Origin of the sequence: Phocaeicola sp. (assembly GCF_048170425.1) — a bacterium.
GTDB lineage: Bacteria > Bacteroidota > Bacteroidia > Bacteroidales > Bacteroidaceae > Phocaeicola.
Window position 1 is genome coordinate 1 of record NZ_DBEXBB010000184.1, and the last position, 18,447, is coordinate 18,447.

14 protein-coding genes are annotated in these 18,447 nt (G+C 45.9%); 7 read left to right on the top strand and 7 right to left on the bottom strand.

Going from position 1 to position 18,447, the window contains the following annotated elements; translation table 11 throughout:
• Positions 1 to 441 precede the first annotated feature (441 nt).
• Positions 442 to 2,679, top strand: coding sequence for a beta-glucosidase BglX (gene bglX, locus ACMJ0U_RS07135; RefSeq protein ID WP_417129205.1), 2,238 nt, complete (start codon positions 442 to 444; stop codon positions 2,677 to 2,679).
• Positions 2,680 to 2,749: 70 nt separating this feature from the next.
• On the opposite strand, the gene murI is transcribed toward bglX, so the two are convergent.
• From murI to ACMJ0U_RS07165, 6 genes are all read right to left on the bottom strand, one after another.
• Positions 2,750 to 3,595: a glutamate racemase gene (gene murI / locus ACMJ0U_RS07140; protein ID WP_417129186.1), complete on the bottom strand. Its 846-nt coding sequence runs from the start codon at positions 3,593 to 3,595 to the stop codon at positions 2,750 to 2,752.
• Positions 3,596 to 3,695: 100 nt separating this feature from the next.
• Positions 3,696 to 4,244, bottom strand: coding sequence for an OmpH family outer membrane protein (locus ACMJ0U_RS07145; RefSeq protein ID WP_417129188.1), 549 nt, complete (start codon positions 4,242 to 4,244; stop codon positions 3,696 to 3,698).
• A 79-nt stretch (positions 4,245 to 4,323) separates the two neighbouring features.
• Entirely contained in the window at positions 4,324 to 4,839 is a 516-nt protein-coding gene (locus ACMJ0U_RS07150) for an OmpH family outer membrane protein (protein WP_040312713.1), read from the bottom strand.
• A gap of 20 nt (positions 4,840 to 4,859) precedes the next feature.
• On the bottom strand, positions 4,860 to 7,514 hold the full coding sequence (gene bamA / locus ACMJ0U_RS07155; RefSeq protein ID WP_417129189.1) for an outer membrane protein assembly factor BamA: 2,655 nt from the start codon (positions 7,512 to 7,514) through the stop codon (positions 4,860 to 4,862).
• A 9-nt stretch (positions 7,515 to 7,523) separates the two neighbouring features.
• Positions 7,524 to 8,255, bottom strand: a complete 732-nt coding sequence (locus ACMJ0U_RS07160) for an isoprenyl transferase (protein ID WP_417129191.1) — start codon at positions 8,253 to 8,255, stop codon at positions 7,524 to 7,526.
• Between the two features lie 27 nt (positions 8,256 to 8,282).
• Complete coding sequence (locus ACMJ0U_RS07165; RefSeq protein WP_417129193.1) at positions 8,283 to 9,725, bottom strand: DUF6242 domain-containing protein; 1,443 nt, start codon at positions 9,723 to 9,725, stop codon at positions 8,283 to 8,285.
• A 318-nt stretch (positions 9,726 to 10,043) separates the two neighbouring features.
• Between ACMJ0U_RS07165 and ACMJ0U_RS07170 the strand changes: the two genes are divergently transcribed.
• Positions 10,044 to 11,939, top strand: a complete 1,896-nt coding sequence (locus ACMJ0U_RS07170; protein WP_417129195.1) for a glycoside hydrolase family 97 protein — start codon at positions 10,044 to 10,046, stop codon at positions 11,937 to 11,939.
• A gap of 222 nt (positions 11,940 to 12,161) precedes the next feature.
• Here the strand turns inward: ACMJ0U_RS07170 and ACMJ0U_RS07175 are convergent, their stop codons facing one another.
• Positions 12,162 to 13,022 carry an AraC family transcriptional regulator gene (locus tag ACMJ0U_RS07175; protein WP_417129196.1) on the bottom strand — a complete coding sequence of 287 codons (861 nt, stop codon included), beginning with the start codon at positions 13,020 to 13,022 and terminating at the stop codon, positions 12,162 to 12,164.
• 223 nt (positions 13,023 to 13,245) lie between these two features.
• On the opposite strand from ACMJ0U_RS07175, the gene ACMJ0U_RS07180 reads away from it, so the two are divergent.
• From ACMJ0U_RS07180 to fucP, 5 genes are read left to right on the top strand one after another with little or no spacing between them, the layout of a single operon-like run.
• Entirely contained in the window at positions 13,246 to 14,886 is a 1,641-nt protein-coding gene (locus ACMJ0U_RS07180) for an alpha-L-fucosidase (protein ID WP_417129197.1), read from the top strand.
• Positions 14,887 to 14,903: 17 nt separating this feature from the next.
• Positions 14,904 to 15,284 (top strand): L-rhamnose mutarotase, encoded by a 381-nt coding sequence (locus ACMJ0U_RS07185; protein WP_417129198.1) that lies wholly within the window; start codon positions 14,904 to 14,906, stop codon positions 15,282 to 15,284.
• 12 nt (positions 15,285 to 15,296) lie between these two features.
• Positions 15,297 to 16,229, top strand: coding sequence for an aldo/keto reductase (locus ACMJ0U_RS07190; protein WP_417129200.1), 933 nt, complete (start codon positions 15,297 to 15,299; stop codon positions 16,227 to 16,229).
• Between the two features lie 15 nt (positions 16,230 to 16,244).
• Positions 16,245 to 17,168 carry an amidohydrolase family protein gene (locus ACMJ0U_RS07195; protein ID WP_417129202.1) on the top strand — a complete coding sequence of 308 codons (924 nt, stop codon included), beginning with the start codon at positions 16,245 to 16,247 and terminating at the stop codon, positions 17,166 to 17,168.
• A gap of 16 nt (positions 17,169 to 17,184) precedes the next feature.
• A complete protein-coding gene (fucP, locus tag ACMJ0U_RS07200) occupies positions 17,185 to 18,435 on the top strand; it encodes an L-fucose:H+ symporter permease (RefSeq protein WP_417129204.1) in 1,251 nt (416 codons plus the stop codon).
• The last annotated feature ends 12 nt before the right edge of the window (positions 18,436 to 18,447 follow it).

Sequence of the window (18,447 nt, forward strand, 5' to 3'; positions counted from 1 at the left end):
TTTACTATTTTTGCCCCTGTTTGGAAGAACATACGTTTAGGAAACTTCTATTCTATCCGTTGAACTACAAGGGCAAAATCTTTCGCAAAAGTAAGTCTTTTTATTGAATATCCATGATTTTGGTATGAAAAAAGCGGTTCCCTGCTGATTTTTCCGGCTTTTTCGGCTACTTTGGGAAACGTTGAAGCGTTTGGAAGAGAACGCCAAAGAGTTTTGTTTGAAACGCAAGTTCGTTTGACGTAAGACGCACTTGCGTTTCATTTCGAATGTACTTGCGTTTTTTGAAAACGTACTTGTGTTCTGTTGGTGCGAAAATAAACCTCGTATTTCTGGCTCGTTTTGTTTGAAAAATTGATATTTTTGGAAGAACGAATTCTAAAAATTACGGTATCTATGGGAAAAATAAGTCAGTTTGTAAGGGCGGGGGCCCTGCTTTTCACGATGGCAGGATGTTCTTCGCCGAATTCCGGAGGAAAGGATGCGGAGATGGACCGCTTTATCAGTGACCTGATGGGAAGGATGACCTTGCAGGAAAAGTTGGGGCAGCTGAACCTGCCTGCAGGAAATGACTTGGTGTCGGGCGCAGTGAAGAACAGCAAGATGGCAGATGCTATCCGGGCTGGAGAGGTCGGCGGCTTTTTCAATGTGAAGGGGGTAAATAAGATTTACCAGATGCAGCGTATGGCGGTGGAGGAAACTCGTCTGGGAATTCCTCTGATAGTGGGTGCCGATGTGATTCACGGGTATGAAACTATTTTCCCGATTCCGCTGGCTCTGTCTTGTAGCTGGGATACGGCGGCGGTAGCGCGCATGGCACGCATTTCTGCCACGGAAGCCAGTGCCGATGGAATCAGCTGGACATTCAGTCCGATGGTAGACATCTGCCGGGATGCCCGCTGGGGACGTATTGCAGAAGGAAGTGGGGAAGACCCGTACCTTGGTGCGCTGATGGCTGGGGCGTATGTGCGCGGTTATCAGGGTGACGGCATGAAGCAGAACAATGAAATCATGGCCTGTGTGAAGCACTTTGCGCTGTATGGAGCTTCGGAATCGGGACGTGACTACAATTCGGTGGATATGAGTCGCAACCTGATGTATAATGTGTACCTGGCTCCTTATAAGGGTGCGGTGGAAGCCGGAGTAGGCTCGGTGATGAGTTCGTTCAATACCATCAACGGGGTACCTGCTACAGCCGACAAATGGCTGTTGACGGATTTGCTCCGCAAGGAATGGGGATTCACGGGTTTTGTGGTGACCGACTACAATTCGATTGGTGAGATGAAGACTCATGGGGTGGCCGATTTGAAGGAGGCCTCTGCACGGGCGTTGAATGCGGGAACGGACATGGATATGGTGGCGCATGGTTTCTTGCATACGCTGGAAGCTTCACTGAAGGAGAAGGCCGTGACGCAGGAGCGGATTGACGAGGCTTGCCGTCGGGTACTGGAAGCCAAGTATAAGTTAGGATTGTTTGAGAATCCTTATAAGTATTGTGATACGCTTCGAGGCCGTAAGGAACTGTTTATGGAGGCGAATCGTAAAGCGGCACGTGAGATTGCGGCTGAAACGTTTGTGCTGTTGAAGAACGAGGGGCAGTTGTTGCCTTTGCAGAAAAAGGGACGCATTGCATTGATTGGACCGATGGCCGATGCGCAGAACAATATGTGCGGCACGTGGAATATGGATTGTCAGACAGACCACCATGTGACGATGTACGAGGCTTTTCGTCGTGCGGTAGGTGATAAGGCTACGGTTTCTTATGCCAAAGGAAGCAACGTGTATTATAGTGAGCATATAGAGAAAGGGGCGGTCGAACCTCGTCCGCTGACACGTGGTGATGACCGTCAGTTGCGGGCTGAGGCTTTGCGCGTGGCGGCTTCGGCCGATGTGATTGTGGCCGCATTAGGTGAGAGTGCCGAGATGAGCGGGGAGTCTTCTTCTCGTACAGACATTCAGATTCCGGATGCGCAGAAAGATTTGTTGAAGGCACTGGTGGCTACCGGAAAGCCGGTGGTACTGGCTTTGTTTACCGGCCGTCCGCTGGATTTGTGCTGGGAGTCTGAGCATGTACCGGCTATCCTGAACGTGTGGTTTGCCGGCAGTGAAGCGGGCGATGCCATTGCCGATGTGATGTTTGGTGACGTGTCTCCTTCGGGCAAGCTGACTACGAGTTTCCCACGTGCGGTGGGACAGTTGCCGCTTTATTATAATCACCTGAACACGGGTCGTCCGGATACGGATGACACTACTTTCAACCGTTATGGCAGCAATTACATCGACCAGAGTAATGAACCGCTTTATCCTTTTGGCTATGGTTTGAGTTATACGACCTTCCGTTATGGTAATTTGCAGTTGAGTGCGGAGCGTATGGCCAAGGGCGGGCAGTTGAAGGTAACCGTGCCTGTAACCAATTCCGGTGAGTGTGATGGAGTAGAGATTGTGCAGCTGTACCTTCACGATGTGTATGCGGAAATCTCCCGCCCGGTGAAGGAGTTGAAAGCTTTCCGCCGTGTGGCCCTTAAAAAGGGAGAGACACAGAATGTAGAATTTGTGCTCGATGAGGATGATTTGAAGTATTATAACTCTCGTCTGGAATATGGATATGAACCGGGAGAGTTTGAAGTGATGGTAGGTCCGGATAGCCGGAATGTGCAGCACGCGACTTTTGTGGCTGAATAGAAGTCGAGTCATATAAAACAAAAGAATGGTCCGTCTTTGTAAGAAAATTCAGAGGCGGACCATTTTTGTTTTATTCAAGTTGGATGTTGCGTACATGTACGTCTGTGCAGTGTAAGAATACCGAAGCCGATTCCCGAAATTTCTCGACCGACTCTGTGGTGAGAAACTCCCGCCGCTTGTTCTTGGAGCAGCGTGCGTCCATGTCCGGATGACGCGACAGATAGTCCTTCAGGCTTTCGCTTACATACTCGCCTTGTGTCACCAGCCGGATATGCGAGGGGGTGTATTGCCGTATCTTTTGCAGAAGCAGGGGATAGTGCGTACAGCCTAAAATCAGGGTGTCGATGTCCGGGTCTTTCTGCAGGATAGTGTCAATGTATTTCTTGACGAAATAGTCGGCTCCGTCACCGTCGTATTCCTTGTTCTCTACCAGTGGCACCCACATGGGGCAGGCCATTCCTGTGACCTGAATGTCCGGAAAAATCTTTTTAATCTCCAGCGGATAGGATTCGGAGCGTACGGTACCGGCTGTGGCCAGCAGACCTACGTGTCCGTTGCGGGTGATTTCGCCGATACATTCCACCGTGGGGCGGATGACTCCCAATACGCGGCGGGTAGGATCCATGTGGGGAAGGTCGTTCTGCTGGATGCTGCGAAGGGCCTTGGCAGAAGCCGTATTGCAGGCCAGGATGACCAGCGGGCAGCCCAGTTCAAATAATTTCTTGACAGCCTGTAGGGTGAAGTCGTAGACCACTTCGAACGAGCGTGTGCCGTATGGAGCACGGGCATTATCTCCCAAGTACAGGTAATCGTACTGTGGCAGTTGTTCGATAAATTTTCCTAAGATGGTAAGACCTCCGTAGCCGGAGTCGAATACTCCGATGGGACCGGTGTGAGGAGCAGATAGCGGGTACATGGGAAAACGGTTGAAGAATTTTGAAAAGAAAAATGTCATTCAGAGAAATCTTTCCATGTTTCTCTGAATGACATGAAGTCAGAACGACAAAGGCCTCTGTTTACTGTGCAGCGGCAGGAGCTGCCGGAGTAGCAGGAACTGCTGTCAGGCTGATGCCCAACTTAGTCTTGATGTCGTTTGTAATATCTTTTGACTGAGTTTCATCGATGTAAGGAATATCAGTGCGGTTCAGGTCGAATACGTAAGTGTAAGCACCAGCTTTACCTACAGCCTGTACAGCATCTTCCAGTTTCTTGTAAATCGGTTCCATCATGTCAGCGTATGCTTTCTGCAATTGCTGCTGTGCATCCTGCTGGAACTGCATGCCTTTTTCGCTCAAATCCTGCAATTCTTTCTGGCGGCGTTCCTGAATGTTCTGCGGCAGGTTCTTCTGTTCCTGCTGGTATTCTGCATATTTCTTGTTGAATTCGTCAGAAGCACGTTTGATTTCGTCTTCATATTGTTTCTGCATAGTCTGGATGTCAGTCTGTGCCTTTGCGTATTCCGGCATTACCGGGATGATATCCATTGATTTAAAGTGCGCAAATTTTTGTGCGAATACACTCATCGGTGCGATGAGTAAAAGTAAAAAAGCAATTTTCTTCAACATAATCTCAAGTTTCTATTTGTTATTAATTAATTCAGTGTATAAAACGGGGTTCTTATCACCCGGATGCAAATGTATAAAATTAATTTGAATATCCTAATTTTGCAAGAACCTCATTGCTTATATCAATGCGTGGGGAAGCAAAAATCATGCTTTGTGCCGAGGCACGGTCTATCACGGCATCGTATCCGCGTTGGGTAGCAATTTCTTTCACTGCATTGTAGATGGCATCCTGAATCGGAGAAATCAGTTCCTGACGTTTCTTCATCAGTTCACCTTCCGGTCCGAAATATTGCTTGCGAAGCTCTGCCGCTTCTTTCTCTTTGGCTACGATAGCTTCTTCCTTGCTGGTTTTCTGAGTAGCAGAAAGCGTGTTGGCGCTTTTCTGGTAATCTTCGTACAGCTTCTTCGCTTCGTTGGCTTTGGCCTCAATCTGGCTTTGCCATTGCTTTGACAGTGACTCCATCTGTTGGTTGGCCTGTTGATAAGAAGGTATCTGCTTGAGGATATACTCCATATCTACCAGTGCGAATTTCTGTGCGGAGGCCATACCTACGGCGGCCACTAACAGCATAACGGATAAAATGAGTCTCTTCATAATCTTTGTTTTTTTAAGTGTTAGAATTCTTGTCCGATGATAAAGTGGAACTGGCTTCCGCTGTATTGCATTGAACCGTCAATCTTGTCGAAACCGTAAGCCCAGTCAATACCCATCATACCAATCATCGGCAGGAAGATACGTACACCGAATCCGGCAGAACGTTTCAACTGGAATGGGTTGAAGTCGGTCACGTTGTTCCATGCGTTACCTGCTTCCACGAAGCCCAGTGCATAGATACTGGTAGAGTTTTCCAGCATCAGCGGGTAGCGGAGCTCGGCACCCAGACGGATATAAGCATAACCTTCACTTCCGTATGGAGTCAATGATCCGTTTTCATATCCACGGAGGGCGATGGTTTCGGATGCATAGTTGTAGCTGTAACCTGTCATACCGTCACCTCCCACGTAGAAGGTTTCAAACGGTGAACGTTTGTATTTGTTGAAGTGACCGAGGATACCGAATTCTGTACGGGTCATGATAACCGGACATTTCTGGATATCCATCAAGGCTGTATAAGTCTTGGCTTTGAATTTCCACTTGTGGTATTCAATCCACTTGTACATGCTGGCTGCATCGTGGTAGTTATCTTTACCGTAAGTTGAGTAGTCCTTCTTGCTGAACAGTGAGTACGGTGGAGTAATCTGCAAAGAAGCAGAGAATTCTGAACCATAACGCGGGAAAATCGGGTTATCCGTAGAGTTGCGCGACAGGGTCAGGTTCAAGCTCAGGTTATTACAGTTACCGGTGTTCATGTACTGTCCGTTGTTCAGTTTGATATAGAGGTAACTCCAGTCTTTCAGCATGAATCGCTGGTAAGACAATTCAGCCGACAAGGTAAAGTAGTCATCCGGCCAGCGCAGACGCTTACCCCATCCTACAGATACACCAAACATCTTGATAGACTTGTCGGGGTCGTAGTAGGATTCGTAGTTGTCATAATAGTAGTTTCCATAACCTCCGTAGTATCCGTATCCGCTCAACATGTTGTAGTAGTTGTTCATGTAGGCTGAGTTGTAATACTGGCTGCTTACGTCGGTCTGGATCGAATAGAAGGCCGAAACAGAGAATGAGTTCGGTCGCTTGCCGCCAAACCACGGGTCGAAGAACGATACGCTGTATGACTGATAGTAGCGTCCGTTGGTCTGTCCACTGATGGTCAGTGTCTGTCCGTCACCCTGTGGCAGGATACCGCGGTAGTTGTCGTTTTTGCGGAACAAGTTCGCAAATGAGAAGTTCGTAAACTTCAAACTCAACTTACCAATGACACCGGTCTGTCCCCAACCGGCAGAGAATTCTACCTGGTCGTTCGCTTTTGACTCCAGTCCCCAGTTGATGTCTACCGTACCGTCCTGGAAGTTCGGCTGTACATCCGGTTTGATATTTTCAGGGTTGAAGTGTCCCATCTGTGCAATTTCACGGTAAGAACGTTCCAGAGCTTCTTTACTGAAGAGGTCGCCCGGGCGTGTACGCAACTCACGACGTACGATGTTTTCATACAGGCGGTCATTACCGTTGATACGTACGTGGCTGATGCTGGCCTGTGGACCTTCTGTGATACGCATTTCCAGGTCGATAGAGTCACCGTCAATGTTTACTTCCACCGGGTCAAGGCGATAGAACACATATCCACGGTTATAGTAATTGTTACCGATTGCATCTTCATCGTTGGAGATACGGTCGTTTAGCAACTTCTGGTTATATACATCACCGCGTTTCATGCGGAGCTGTTCGTTCAACAGGTCAGAAGGATATACCGTGTTACCTACCCAGGTAATGTCGCGAAGGTAATATTTCTGGCCTTCGTAGATTTTCATGTAGACATCTACCGTTTTTTCGTCGTATGGCGATACGCTGTCTACCACAATCTGTGCATCACGGTAACCTAACTCGTTATATTTATCGATGATTTTCTGTTTGTCTTCTTCGTAACGTTCATTGATGAACTTCTTGGCGCGGAAAAGGTTGACCAGTTTACCTTTTTCGTTGGTCTTCTTCATGACACGCTTTAACTTCTTGTCGGTCAGCACCTCGTTTCCGTCAATGGTAATTTTGTGGACTTTGACTTTGGCTTTCTTGTCAATGTTCACATCTACGTATACCTGTTCCTTGTTTTCCGGGTCCTCGCGTTCCACAATGTTTACTTCCGCATTCTTGAAACCTTTCTCGTCAAAATGCTTCTTGATCAGGATTTTGGCACGGTCAATCAAGTTAGGTGTAATCTGTGTACCTTTCGCCATGCCCAGTTTAGCTTGTAAATCCTCACGTTCACTCTTCTTCACACCGTGAATCACGATGTCGGTGATACGCGGACGCTGTGTCAGCTGGATAGACAAGTAGATTTTATTGTCAACAATCTTATCCGCGGTGATTTTTACGTCAGAGAACAAACCGTGACGCCAGTATCTTTTTACAGCTGAGGTGATGTCATCTCCCGGCACAGTGATAGTCTGTCCGACGGCCAGACCGGAAATTCCAATCAGGACATAATCCTCATAATTCTTCACTCCGCTGACCTTGATGTCGGCGATTTCATATTTTTTAGGTGTTCCGTTGTAAAGGATAACTGGTTTATCGCTTTGTTCAGTTGTATTATTGTCCTGTGCATATCCCCCCATTGGAGCAGACGAAAGACATGCAGCAATCAATAGGATAAGTGAAAAACGGTTTTGCATTGTTCTTGGTTAAATTTGTTCACTGGTTTTGCCGAATCGGCGTTCTCTTTTTTGAAAGTCACAAATAGCCTTACACAACTCTTCGGCTTTGAAGTCCGGCCAGAAAGTGTCACAGAAATATAGTTCCGTGTAGGCACACTGCCAGAGCAGGTAGTTGCTCAATCGGATTTCACCGCCTGTTCTGATTAACAAATCCGGATCGGGCATATAGTGGGTGGCCAGGCATTGGTCGATGGTCTGGTCTGTAATTTCTTCGGGAGAAAGAGCCTCTTCTTTCACCTTGCGGGCAATTTTTTTTACGGCTTCCGTGATTTCCCATTTAGAGGAGTAGCTTAATGCTAAAGTCAGACACATTCCCGTGTTCTTTGAGGTGCGTTCGATACACTTGTTCAGTCGTGCGAGCACATTTTCCGGTAGTTTTTCCGTTTCGCCGATGATGCGGAAGCTGATGTTGTTCTTCATGAAGGTTTCTTCTTCAATGGAGTCCATGAGCAAACTCATCAATGCGGCTACTTCGTCTACCGGACGATTCCAGTTTTCAGTAGAGAATGTATAAAGAGTCAGATATTTTACACCCAGCTGTGCGGCTTCTTCTGCAATGACATGTACGGTTTCGGCGCCAGCCTGATGTCCAAAAGTACGAGCATATCCTTGCTGTTTGGCCCAGCGTCCGTTACCATCCATAATGATAGCGATGTGTGCCGGTATCCGGTTCTTGTCTATTTGGTCTTTGTATAGCATAGCTTGTTGTTTTTCAGGTTTTGTGGATTACCATTTAGGAGTGAATCCCAGTCGGTTGATACGCCCTCGGTAGATACTTCCGTCTTCCCATACAATCCAGATAAAGTTACCTCGGGATGTTCCGTTCTCCAGTTTGGGAGTTACGGCACATGAATAATTTTTGTTGTGTGTGGTATAAAGTTCACTAAAGTCTGCCGGGAAAGCCATACATTCAGTGACAGGTCTCCAGCAAAGTCCATTGTCTGTAGAACAGTAGAACTGGCTGAAAGGCTTAATCTCTTTGTAACCTCCTCCGAAAGCATACAGTTTTCCGTCATAGTAAATCATCGTGACATTTTCCAGGTTCGGAAGCGGAAGATTCTGCATTCTTGTTTCCCATTTGTTGTCGCTTGACATGCGGTTGAACACCAATGCTGTCGTATCATTAGCTGTAGTACCCTGATTATAGCAAAGCGCTATAGTGGTGGTGAGGTTGCTGTTGTAAGATGCAGTAGTTGTGTTGGAGAAGAAAGGCTTGCCTGACTGGAATTGAGTAAACGGGTTCGCATCTTCTGTCCATACATTTTCCTTATATATACCACTCTTTCCACCTTTTACAGCGTAGAGTTCGTTTGTTACGTCATTTCCACCGATTAGTAATTCAAAAACGTCTGTGCCTACAGGAGTAATTTCATTGGTCGCTACATCCAGTTTGTAAAGCTTCTTGCTATTGACGGTGCCTGCCAGAAAATAGATGTTTTCTGCCCATGCGATGGCTGAGTAAGTATCAATGTCTGTGATATTAACTGTTACAGGAGTCCAAGAGGTAGGATTGTCGTTAGAGACATCCGAGTATTCAATGTGTGCTCTTCCGTTCTGCTTTCCAAGCACATATACTTTTCCGCTGGCATAAATCGCTTTCTGCTCGCTCAAGCTGCCTGCACTGAAAGAATTGTCAAAATTCTTCCATGAAATAGTGTCAGGTACCTGCTGGTGCACATTAATTTTCACTTTATAAGCTTGTCCGATAGCTCCGCTGTAAGAATATACCTTAAATTCGATGGGTGAGCTAGGATTCGTAGAACTGCAATAAGTGTCTCCTGAAAAGTCAATGGAGTCAGTTGAAGTCCACAGAGTATCTTTGTCGGTTCCTTTGGGTCTGTAGGCCAGTGCGCCCGCATCATAAGTCACGCTGGTTAACACTTTGTCAATGTGAGTGCCGTAAGGAAGTGAATCTTTATTTTCGATTTCTCTTGTCATTTGGTTGATGGTGAATGGATACTTGGAACAATCCAGTGTGTCTACGTATGCACTGTCTTCTCCATTCTGGTCTTTCCCTATACGGTCAATATTCAATGTGCCCAATGAAAATCCCGTAATACTAGTTTCTGAGGTATACGTAATCTGGTTCACATCATTGTCCAAACATGACGTCATTATAGATGTTGCAGCAAAGAATACCGCAACCAATGGCAAAAACTTTATTTTCATCTGCAAATGAGTTCTTTTAATTACAAGTTGCAAAAGTAGAAAGTTTTTCCTCGAATCCTCGCTTTTAGGGGAAGTTTTATATAAAATTATATTGTTATCTCCTCTTTATCAAGCTCTGTTGCATATTGTCCTGTTTTGTTAAAGGGTATAAGGCTGTTCAAAAAGTCGCTTTTCAGCGTATCAGGAGAATTTTTTACTGATAAAAATAGTGTATATCCCCTTTGTGTATCGATATTGTCCTGTATAAAACGTTTTTATGCAATTTATTTCCTGAAAGAACGGATAATTTTGCAGTCAAATAAAAACAGATAAACAACTATGTGTAGCCAAGTAATATCTAATTCATGGAAAGCATACATTCTTTTAGTATGTGCATTTTTTTTCGGCATATCCCTGGAAGCGAGTAATGATTTGTATTCTCCTAATGGTAAGATAGGAGTGAGGTGGGAGCATCCGGCGAAAGGCTTGAGTGTTATGTATAAAAAAGGAGAAGCCTCAATTCCGGTAGTTCAGCTCAAGAATATAGGCCTTCATCTTCAGCCTGCATCCGGCGATGAATTTAATTATGTGTCTTCCTCTGTCGTCACTCCTATACATGAAGATTATACCATGATAACGGGTAAACGCCGCCATTGTACAAACGAAGGGAATCAGCAAATATTTCATTTCAAGACCTCCCAGAATGTATTGCTTGATTTGGAGCTTCGGGTGTATGATGATGGCATCGCTTTTCGTTACGTATTTCCCCAGCCGGCAAAAGAAATGTATGTGGCCGATGAAAATACGGCTTTTGCTTTTCAGGAAGGAATCACCCGATGGACACAGAAACTGAATCAAGCCTATGAAGACTTCTATTTGAAAAATAAAGGACGTGTGCAGGGATATACGGCAGGACAATGGGGATTCCCGGCATTGTTTGAAGTGGCAGATTCTGTTTTTACCCTTATTTCAGAAGCAAATGTGGCGAAAGGTAACTGCGGCTCCTGGCTGAACAATGCCGCCAGTGAGTCGACCTACAAAGTGGAGATGGCAGAGCCGTCCAAAGTTTCCGGCAGATGGTGTTCGCCTTGGCGCGTGGCCATTATCGGTTCTCTGGCCGATGTGGTAGAGTCCACCTTAGTGACAGATGTCAGTGAGCCTTGTCGCCTGAGTGACGTCTCCTGGATTAAACCGGGAGTTGTTTCATGGATTTACTGGGCTTACAATCACGGCTCAAAAGATTGTCAGCTGATTAAGAAATACATTGATTTTGCGGCAGATTTTCATCTTCCTTACATGCTGATTGATGCAGAGTGGGATGAAATGGGTAACGGAGGTAATGTGGAAGATGCCTTGGCCTATGCAAAACAGAAAAAAGTTGCTCCTTTGTTGTGGTATAACTCCTCCACCGCGTGGTGTTCGTTTGGTCCTTTGTACCGTCTGAACAAGCCTGAAATGCGGCAGAAAGAATTTGCCTGGCTTGAATCTGTGGGGGTGAAAGGGATAAAAGTAGACTTTTTCAGCCAGGACAGCGTAGCTACGATGAATTATTTTGTGGATATTCTGGAGGATGCGGCTAAATATCATTTGATGGTAAACTTTCATGGTGCTTCCATTCCGCGAGGCTGGCAGCGCACTTATCCTCACATGATGTCGGTGGAAGGAGTATATGGGGCGGAATGGTATAATAATAAGGAGGTCCTGACCGACAGTGCGGCATGGCATAATTGTACGCTGCCTTTTACGCGCAACGTAGTGGGGCCGATGGATTATACACCTTGCACGTTTACAGACTCTCAGCATCCGCATCTTACTTCGAACGGACATGAACTGGCTTTACTGGTTGCGTTTGAATCTGCCTTGCAGCATTTGGCCGACCATCCCGAAGGATACTATGCCCAGCCAGCTGAAGTGCGCTCGTTTATCTCTTCACTTCCCACCGTCTGGGATGATACGAAATTACTGAGCGGTTATCCTTCCAGTCATGTGGTACTTGCACGCAAAAACGGTGACTGCTGGTATATTGCCGGCCTGAACGGAACAAACGGGAAAAAATCGCTGACGGTGGATTTGAGTTTTATTCAGGAACTCGTCAAAGAAATCACCTTGTATGCCGATGGGAAAGAATGTAATCAATTTGATATACAGACTCTTCCCGGTTTGAAGAAGGCTGTACATGAAGTGGATTGTTTGCCGCGCGGGGGATTTGTGATGAAAGTTCAGGTAAAATACTGACCTGTTAGATTATTTGTTGTAAAGAATGCCTGTACGCTATGGTGATAACGTCAGGCATTTTTTTATGTTTTCTTGTCGGAAACTATATGTTTCAGGTACTGGAGGAATAGGTTTTCCGGATGTGGGCCGTATGGTTTATGGGAAAGAAATATAAAAGGCGCTTTGAAGGTATGAATCTGTTATCCAGGACCTATATAAAATTCTTTCTTGGGGTTATAATGGCTAGTGTGAATAGAGCCGGCGATATTCCTGAGGAGTCATACCGGTAATTTTCTTGAACAGTCGGTTGAAATACGAATAGTCCTCAAATGCCAGTTGAAATGCAATTTCTTTTACTGCTAATTCTTCTGTGAGTAAAAGCAACTGGGCTTTTTCTATTTTTTTTTGATTGACATATTGCAAGGGAGTAGTGCCCATGCCTTTTTTGAAAAGCCGAATAAAATGGTCTTTTGAAAGACAAGAAATCTCCGAGAGCTTTTCTAATTCAATTTCTTCTGCAATATGTTTATGGATATACCGTACAGCTTTAGTTATTCGATTGTCTTCCATTTCATTCTTTGGTTGGGCATATTTTAAGAAATGTGACAACAGTTGCAGCACAATCCCTCTTGATTCTACTTTGTCACAAAAAGCCCTTTGCCTGTTTTTTAGCAAATTCCTCATCAATGTAGGATTGTTGTCATAGGTGGTCGGGTCTGATTTCTGAAGGTTCATGTGGGGATTGATTTCACATAAACGCTGGAAAAGAGATAAATCGAGTGGGCTTGCTTCTATCTCTAATGGGAACTCCCAGTGTTCCAGCCAGTCATCCTCTGAGTAGTGATTCTCATAAATATGTAAATAGTAGTGCTCGAAATGTGAATCGCAGATATTGGTGTGCGCTGTAAATGAAGGGATAAAATACATATGGTGTGGGTATAGCGTATGTATTCCATCAGGTAGTTGTATTTGGGCTGTTCCTTCTGTGATGTAATATAGACGAGTAAACGGACTGTTTACATTTTTCCAGTTCCAGTCGGCATTATGGATGGCTAGTCCCACATTTAGAACAAGTGGGTGCATCTGTTCTACTTGTATGTTCATAGGTAATTCTTTTTCGTCCTAAAATTACATGATTATTTTTTCTTTTCCGAGAGGATTCTTTAATAATCGATATTTGTCAATAAAAATCGATATAATCTTATTGATTTTTGGGAAATGCATCTGTTTTATCGATATTGGCATATAAACACTCAGTTTAATCCTATCCTTTATCTGAACTTCTCCGTACATTTGTTTTCATAAAAACACTATTAGAATAATACTTATGAAAGCAAGATTCTTATTAGCCTCTTTATTTTTATCTATGGCTGGATTGTCGGCGCAGACTTATCAGGTGCCAGTGTCGGAAAAAGACGAGCCGATGATGAAAGGAAAGTTCGAACCCACATGGAGTTCTTTGGAAAACTATCAGGTGCCAGAATGGTTCCGTAACGTGAAGTTTGGTATATGGGCTCACTGGGGACCGCAGTGTGTGGAAGGTTCGGGCGACTGGATGGCTCGTTCCATGTATATGGAGGGCACCCGTGAGTATGAGTATCATGTAAAGCATTATGGGCACCCTTCAGAATTTGGCTTCAAAGACATTATTCCTTTGTGGAAGGCCGAAAACTGGGACCCCGACAAGCTGGTGGCTTTTTATAAGAAGATAGGTGCCCAGTATTTCTTTGCTTTGGGCAATCATCATGACAACATGGACTTGTGGGACAGCAAGTACCAGCCCTGGAATTCAGTGAACATGGGGCCGAAGAAAGACATTCTGGCCGGATGGGAAAAAGCAGCAAGAAAATACGGATTGTATTTTGGGGTCAGCCTGCATGCCGATCATGCGTGGAGCTGGTATGAGCCTTCGCAGCGTCATGATACGAAAGGTCCGAAGAAAGGAATCCCATACGATGGAAAGTTGACTAAGGCAGACGGAAAAGGAAAATGGTGGGAAGGTTACGATCCGCAGGACTTGTATGCACAGAACCATCCGCTGAGTGAGAACAGTTGGGACAACGGAATGATTCACCGCCAGTGGGCATGGGGAAACGGTGTCTGTGTGCCGACTCAGGAATATTGCACGAACTTCTATAACCGTACGCTCGATGTGATTAATCGCTACAACCCCGATTTGCTGTATTTTGATGTGACGGTAGCTCCTTTTTATCCGGTAAGTGATGCGGGATTGAAGATTGCGGCTCATTTCTATAATCACAATATGGCTACACATGATGGAAAGCTTGAAGCGGTGATGTTTGGAAAGATTCTGGATGAGAATCAACGTAAGGCACTGGTGTGGGACGTGGAGCGTGGTGCGCCGAACAAGATTATTGACCAGCCATGGCAGTCTTGTTCCTGCATTGGCGGATGGCATTACAATACTTCTATTTATGAAAATAATGGCTATAAATCAGCCGCATACGTAGCTAAACTGTTAGTCGATATTGTGAGCAAGAATGGTAATCTGTTGCTGAGCGTACCTCTGCGTGCAGACGGAACGTTCGACGAGAAAGAAGAGAAAATCCTGAATGAATTTGGGGCATGGATGAACATTAACAAGGAAGCCATTTACGATACTCGTCCGTGGGTGGTGTTTGGGGAAGGCCCGATTGCAGAAGAAGATATCCCACTCAATGCCCAGGGATTCAATGAAGGTTCTTACAGTCAGGCGGGTGCAAAGGAAATCCGTTTCACACAGACACCGGAATATCTGTATGCTACCGTGCTGGCGTGGCCGGCAGACGGGAAGGTGAACATCAAGTCACTGGCTGCGGACAGCAAGCTGTATGAAGGAGAGATTCGTAAAGTGGAATTGTTGGGATACGGAGAAGTCAATTTTGTCCGTACTGCCGGAGGTTTGTCAGTTACTCTTCCTGCGCAGCAATTGAATCAGATTGCCCCCGTATTGCGAATCGTGAAATAATTAAATATGTAATAAGTATGGAAGGATATAGAGTGAAAGAGTACGGTATGCCCGTCAAACGGTATTGTCAGGCATTGGATTTGAAAAATAACCCGGAACTGATAGCGGAATACCGGAAGATACATAGTCGTGAAGAAGCCTGGCCGGAAATTCGGGCGGGAATCCGTTCGGTTGGAATACTGGAAATGGAAATCTATATCGTAGGCTGCAAACTGTTCATGATTGTGGAAACGCCGATTGATTTTGACTGGGATAGCGCCATGAAACGCTTGGCGCAGCTGCCCAGACAAGCAGAATGGGAAGATTCTGTGGCACGTTTTCAGGAATGTGTGCCGGGAAGCAGCTCTGCCGAGAAATGGCAGTTGATGGAACGCATGTTTTATTTGTATGAATCTTAAAAAATTATCACTATGGAATACCATGAAATAGGAAAAACGGGGATGAAGGTGTCCTCTTTGAGTTTCGGAGCTTCTTCTTTGGGGGGAGTTTTCCATGATATTAAAGAAAAAGAAGGCTTGGAAGCGGTGTTTACGGCCATTGAGTTGGGGATGAATTTTATCGATGTGTCTCCTTATTACGGACACTATAAGGCTGAAACCGTATTGGGAAAAGCGTTGAAGGAGATTCCGCGTGACAAATATTATCTTTCTACTAAGGTAGGGCGTTATGGAAAAGACGGGGTAAATACCTGGGATTATTCCGGAAAGCGGGCCACGGAGAGTGTGTACGAAAGTATGGAACGCCTGCATGTGGATTATATTGATCTGATTAATGTGCACGACATTGAATTTGCCGACTTGAATCAGGTGGTCAATGAAACTCTACCGGCTTTGGTGGAGTTGAGAGAGAAAGGGGTAGTAGGCCATGTGGGTATTACCGACTTGCAGCTGGAAAATCTGAAATGGGTGATTGACCATTCACCGGCAGGAACGGTAGAGTCGGTGCTGAACTTCTGTCATTATTGCTTGTGCGATGACAAACTGGTCGATTTCCTGGACTATTTTGAGTCGAAGGGTATTGGAGTAATCAGTGCTTCTCCATTGTCTATGGGCCTGCTGACCGAAAGAGGCGTACCTTCGTGGCACCCGGCTCCTCAGCCGTTGGTAGAGGCGTGCCGAAAGGCCATGGAGCATTGCAAGAGTAAGAATTATCCGATAGAAAAGCTGGCCATGCAGTATGCCGTGAGCAATCCGCGCATTGCTACGACTTTGTTCAGTACGGCCAATCCGCAGAATGTGAAAAAGAATGTGGCTTACATAGAGGAACCGATGGATGAAACACTGGTACATGAGGTGCGTGAAATTATCGGTGACCAGTTCCGTGTAAGTTGGGCTAATTCTTAAAGGAGGAATTTGTATATGGGGGTTATCATAATCGATGCGCATTCTCATTTGTGGTTGAAGCAGGATACGGTGGTTGATGGACTGCCTGTCCGCACCTTGGAGAATGGGCGGTCATTGTTCATGGGGGAAGTGAGGCAGATGCTTCCCCCGTTCATGACCGATGGAGTGAACAGTGCGGAAGTGTTTTTGTCGAACATGGACTATGCGCAGGTGTCTGCGGCCGTGGTGACGCAGGAGTTTATTGACGGCTTTCAAAATGATTATCTGGCCGAGGTGGCGGCCCGTTATCCCGGCCGTTTCTTTGTATGCGGGATGTGCGAGTTTCGTAAACCGGGATATTTGGAACAGGCACGTCAGCTTATTGCTCGTGGCTTCCGGGGAATTAAGATTCCGGCACAGCGTCTGCTGCTCAAAGAGGGACGCGTTTGGCTGAATTGTGAGGAAATGATGCAGATGTTTCACCTGATGGAACAAAATGGGGTGCTGCTTTCCATTGATATGGCTGACGGGGCTACACAGGTAGGCGAACTGGAGGAAGTCATTCAGGAATGTCCGGAACTGAAGATTGCCATCGGACATTTTGGTATGGTGACTCGTCCCGGCTGGACGGAGCAGGTCAAACTGGCGCGTCATCCTCATGTGCGCATGGAGTCGGGAGGAATCACGTGGCTGTTTAATGACGAGTTTTATCCGTTCAAAGGAGCGGTGAGGGCCATTCGTGAGGCTGCCGATTTAGTTGGTTTTGAGAAATTGATGTGGGGGTCGGACTATCCGCGTACCATTACGGCCATTACTTACCGTATGTCATACGACTTTGTGCTTAAGTCGAAGGAACTGACGGAGGAGGAAAAGATTTTGTTTCTAGGCGAGAATGCCCGGCGTTTTTATGGCTTCTATAATCTGCCGGAACTTCCTTATATCAAGAACATGTCGGAATAAATAAAATCGAAAGACGATGAAAAACAAGAATTATACCCTCCCATTGGCGCTGGTCTTCAGCCTTTTCTTTCTGTGGGCTATCAGCAGCAACTTGTTGCCTACCATGATTCGGCAATTGATGAAAACCTGCGAACTGAATACTTTTGAGGCCTCCTTTACGGAAACGGCTTATTGGCTGGCGTATTTTATTTTCCCGATACCGATTGCCATGTTCATGAAACGTTACAGCTATAAGGCTGGTATTGTATTCGGCCTGTCGCTGGCAGCAGTAGGAGGATTTCTGTTTTTCCCGGCTGCCATGCTGAAGGAATATTGGGCTTATCTGTGTATCTTTTTCGTGATTGCCACAGGAATGTGCTTCCTGGAGACGGCGGCGAATCCGTACGTGACTGCCTTGGGGGATGCGGCTACCGCTCCCCGGCGTCTGAATCTGGCTCAGTCGTTCAATGGGCTGGGTGCCTTTATCTCGGCCATGTTTCTGAGCAAACTGATATTGAGCGGTACACATTATACCCGTGAGACGCTTCCGGCAGATTATCCGGGCGGATGGGAAGCCTATATCCAGATTGAAACAGATGCCATGAAGACGCCTTATCTGGTACTGGCTGTGTTGCTGCTGGTGATTGCTGTGGTGTTTGTTTTCGCAAAGCTGCCTAAGATAGGGGATGAAGGGCAGCGAACCACTTCGAAAGAAAAACTGATTGATTTCGGTGTGTGGAAACGGTCGCACCTGCGGTGGGGTGTCATTGCACAGTTCTTTTATAATGGGGGACAGACTGCTATCAATAGTTTGTTTCTGGTCTATTGCTGTTCGTATGCGGGACTTTCGGAGACAGTGGCCACTACTTATTTCGGCTTTTACATGCTGGCTTTTTTGGCAGGACGTTGGATTGGAACCGGATTGATGATACGTTTTCGTCCGCAGGATATGTTGCTGGTGTATGCGTTGGCCAATATCGTACTTTGCGGAGTAGTGGTATGGTGCGGAGGACAGGTGGGCTTGTATGCCATGCTGGGCATTTCCTTCTTCATGTCCATCATGTATCCCACCCAATTCTCATTAGCTTTGAAAGGACTTGGAAACCAGACTAAAAGTGGCTCTGCTTTTCTGGTGATGTCGATTGTGGGCAATGCTTGTCTGCCCCAGCTTACAGCCTATTTGATGCATGTCAATGAGCAAATGTATCATGTGGCTTATGTGGTTCCGATGATTTGTTTCCTGTTCTGCGCGTATTACGGGTGGAGAGGATACAAAGTGTTGGATTGAATACGGAATATC

What these genes read in the sequence shown, in the direction of transcription:
- ACMJ0U_RS07150 (WP_040312713.1), bottom strand. Translation starts at nt 4,839, where the DNA reads ATGAAGAGACTCATTTTATCCGTTATGCTGTTAGTGGCCGCCGTAGGT.
- ACMJ0U_RS07170 (WP_417129195.1), top strand. Translation starts at nt 10,044, where the DNA reads ATGTGTAGCCAAGTAATATCTAATTCATGGAAAGCATACATTCTTTTA.
- ACMJ0U_RS07145 (WP_417129188.1), bottom strand. Translation starts at nt 4,244, where the DNA reads ATGTTGAAGAAAATTGCTTTTTTACTTTTACTCATCGCACCGATGAGT.
- ACMJ0U_RS07195 (WP_417129202.1), top strand. Translation starts at nt 16,245, where the DNA reads ATGGGGGTTATCATAATCGATGCGCATTCTCATTTGTGGTTGAAGCAG.
- ACMJ0U_RS07160 (WP_417129191.1), bottom strand. Translation starts at nt 8,255, where the DNA reads ATGCTATACAAAGACCAAATAGACAAGAACCGGATACCGGCACACATC.
- ACMJ0U_RS07180 (WP_417129197.1), top strand. Translation starts at nt 13,246, where the DNA reads ATGAAAGCAAGATTCTTATTAGCCTCTTTATTTTTATCTATGGCTGGA.
- murI (WP_417129186.1), bottom strand. Translation starts at nt 3,595, where the DNA reads ATGTACCCGCTATCTGCTCCTCACACCGGTCCCATCGGAGTATTCGAC.
- ACMJ0U_RS07165 (WP_417129193.1), bottom strand. Translation starts at nt 9,725, where the DNA reads ATGAAAATAAAGTTTTTGCCATTGGTTGCGGTATTCTTTGCTGCAACA.
- fucP (WP_417129204.1), top strand. Translation starts at nt 17,185, where the DNA reads ATGAAAAACAAGAATTATACCCTCCCATTGGCGCTGGTCTTCAGCCTT.
- ACMJ0U_RS07185 (WP_417129198.1), top strand. Translation starts at nt 14,904, where the DNA reads ATGGAAGGATATAGAGTGAAAGAGTACGGTATGCCCGTCAAACGGTAT.
- bglX (WP_417129205.1), top strand. Translation starts at nt 442, where the DNA reads ATGGCAGGATGTTCTTCGCCGAATTCCGGAGGAAAGGATGCGGAGATG.
- bamA (WP_417129189.1), bottom strand. Translation starts at nt 7,514, where the DNA reads ATGCAAAACCGTTTTTCACTTATCCTATTGATTGCTGCATGTCTTTCG.
- ACMJ0U_RS07175 (WP_417129196.1), bottom strand. Translation starts at nt 13,022, where the DNA reads ATGAACATACAAGTAGAACAGATGCACCCACTTGTTCTAAATGTGGGA.
- ACMJ0U_RS07190 (WP_417129200.1), top strand. Translation starts at nt 15,297, where the DNA reads ATGGAATACCATGAAATAGGAAAAACGGGGATGAAGGTGTCCTCTTTG.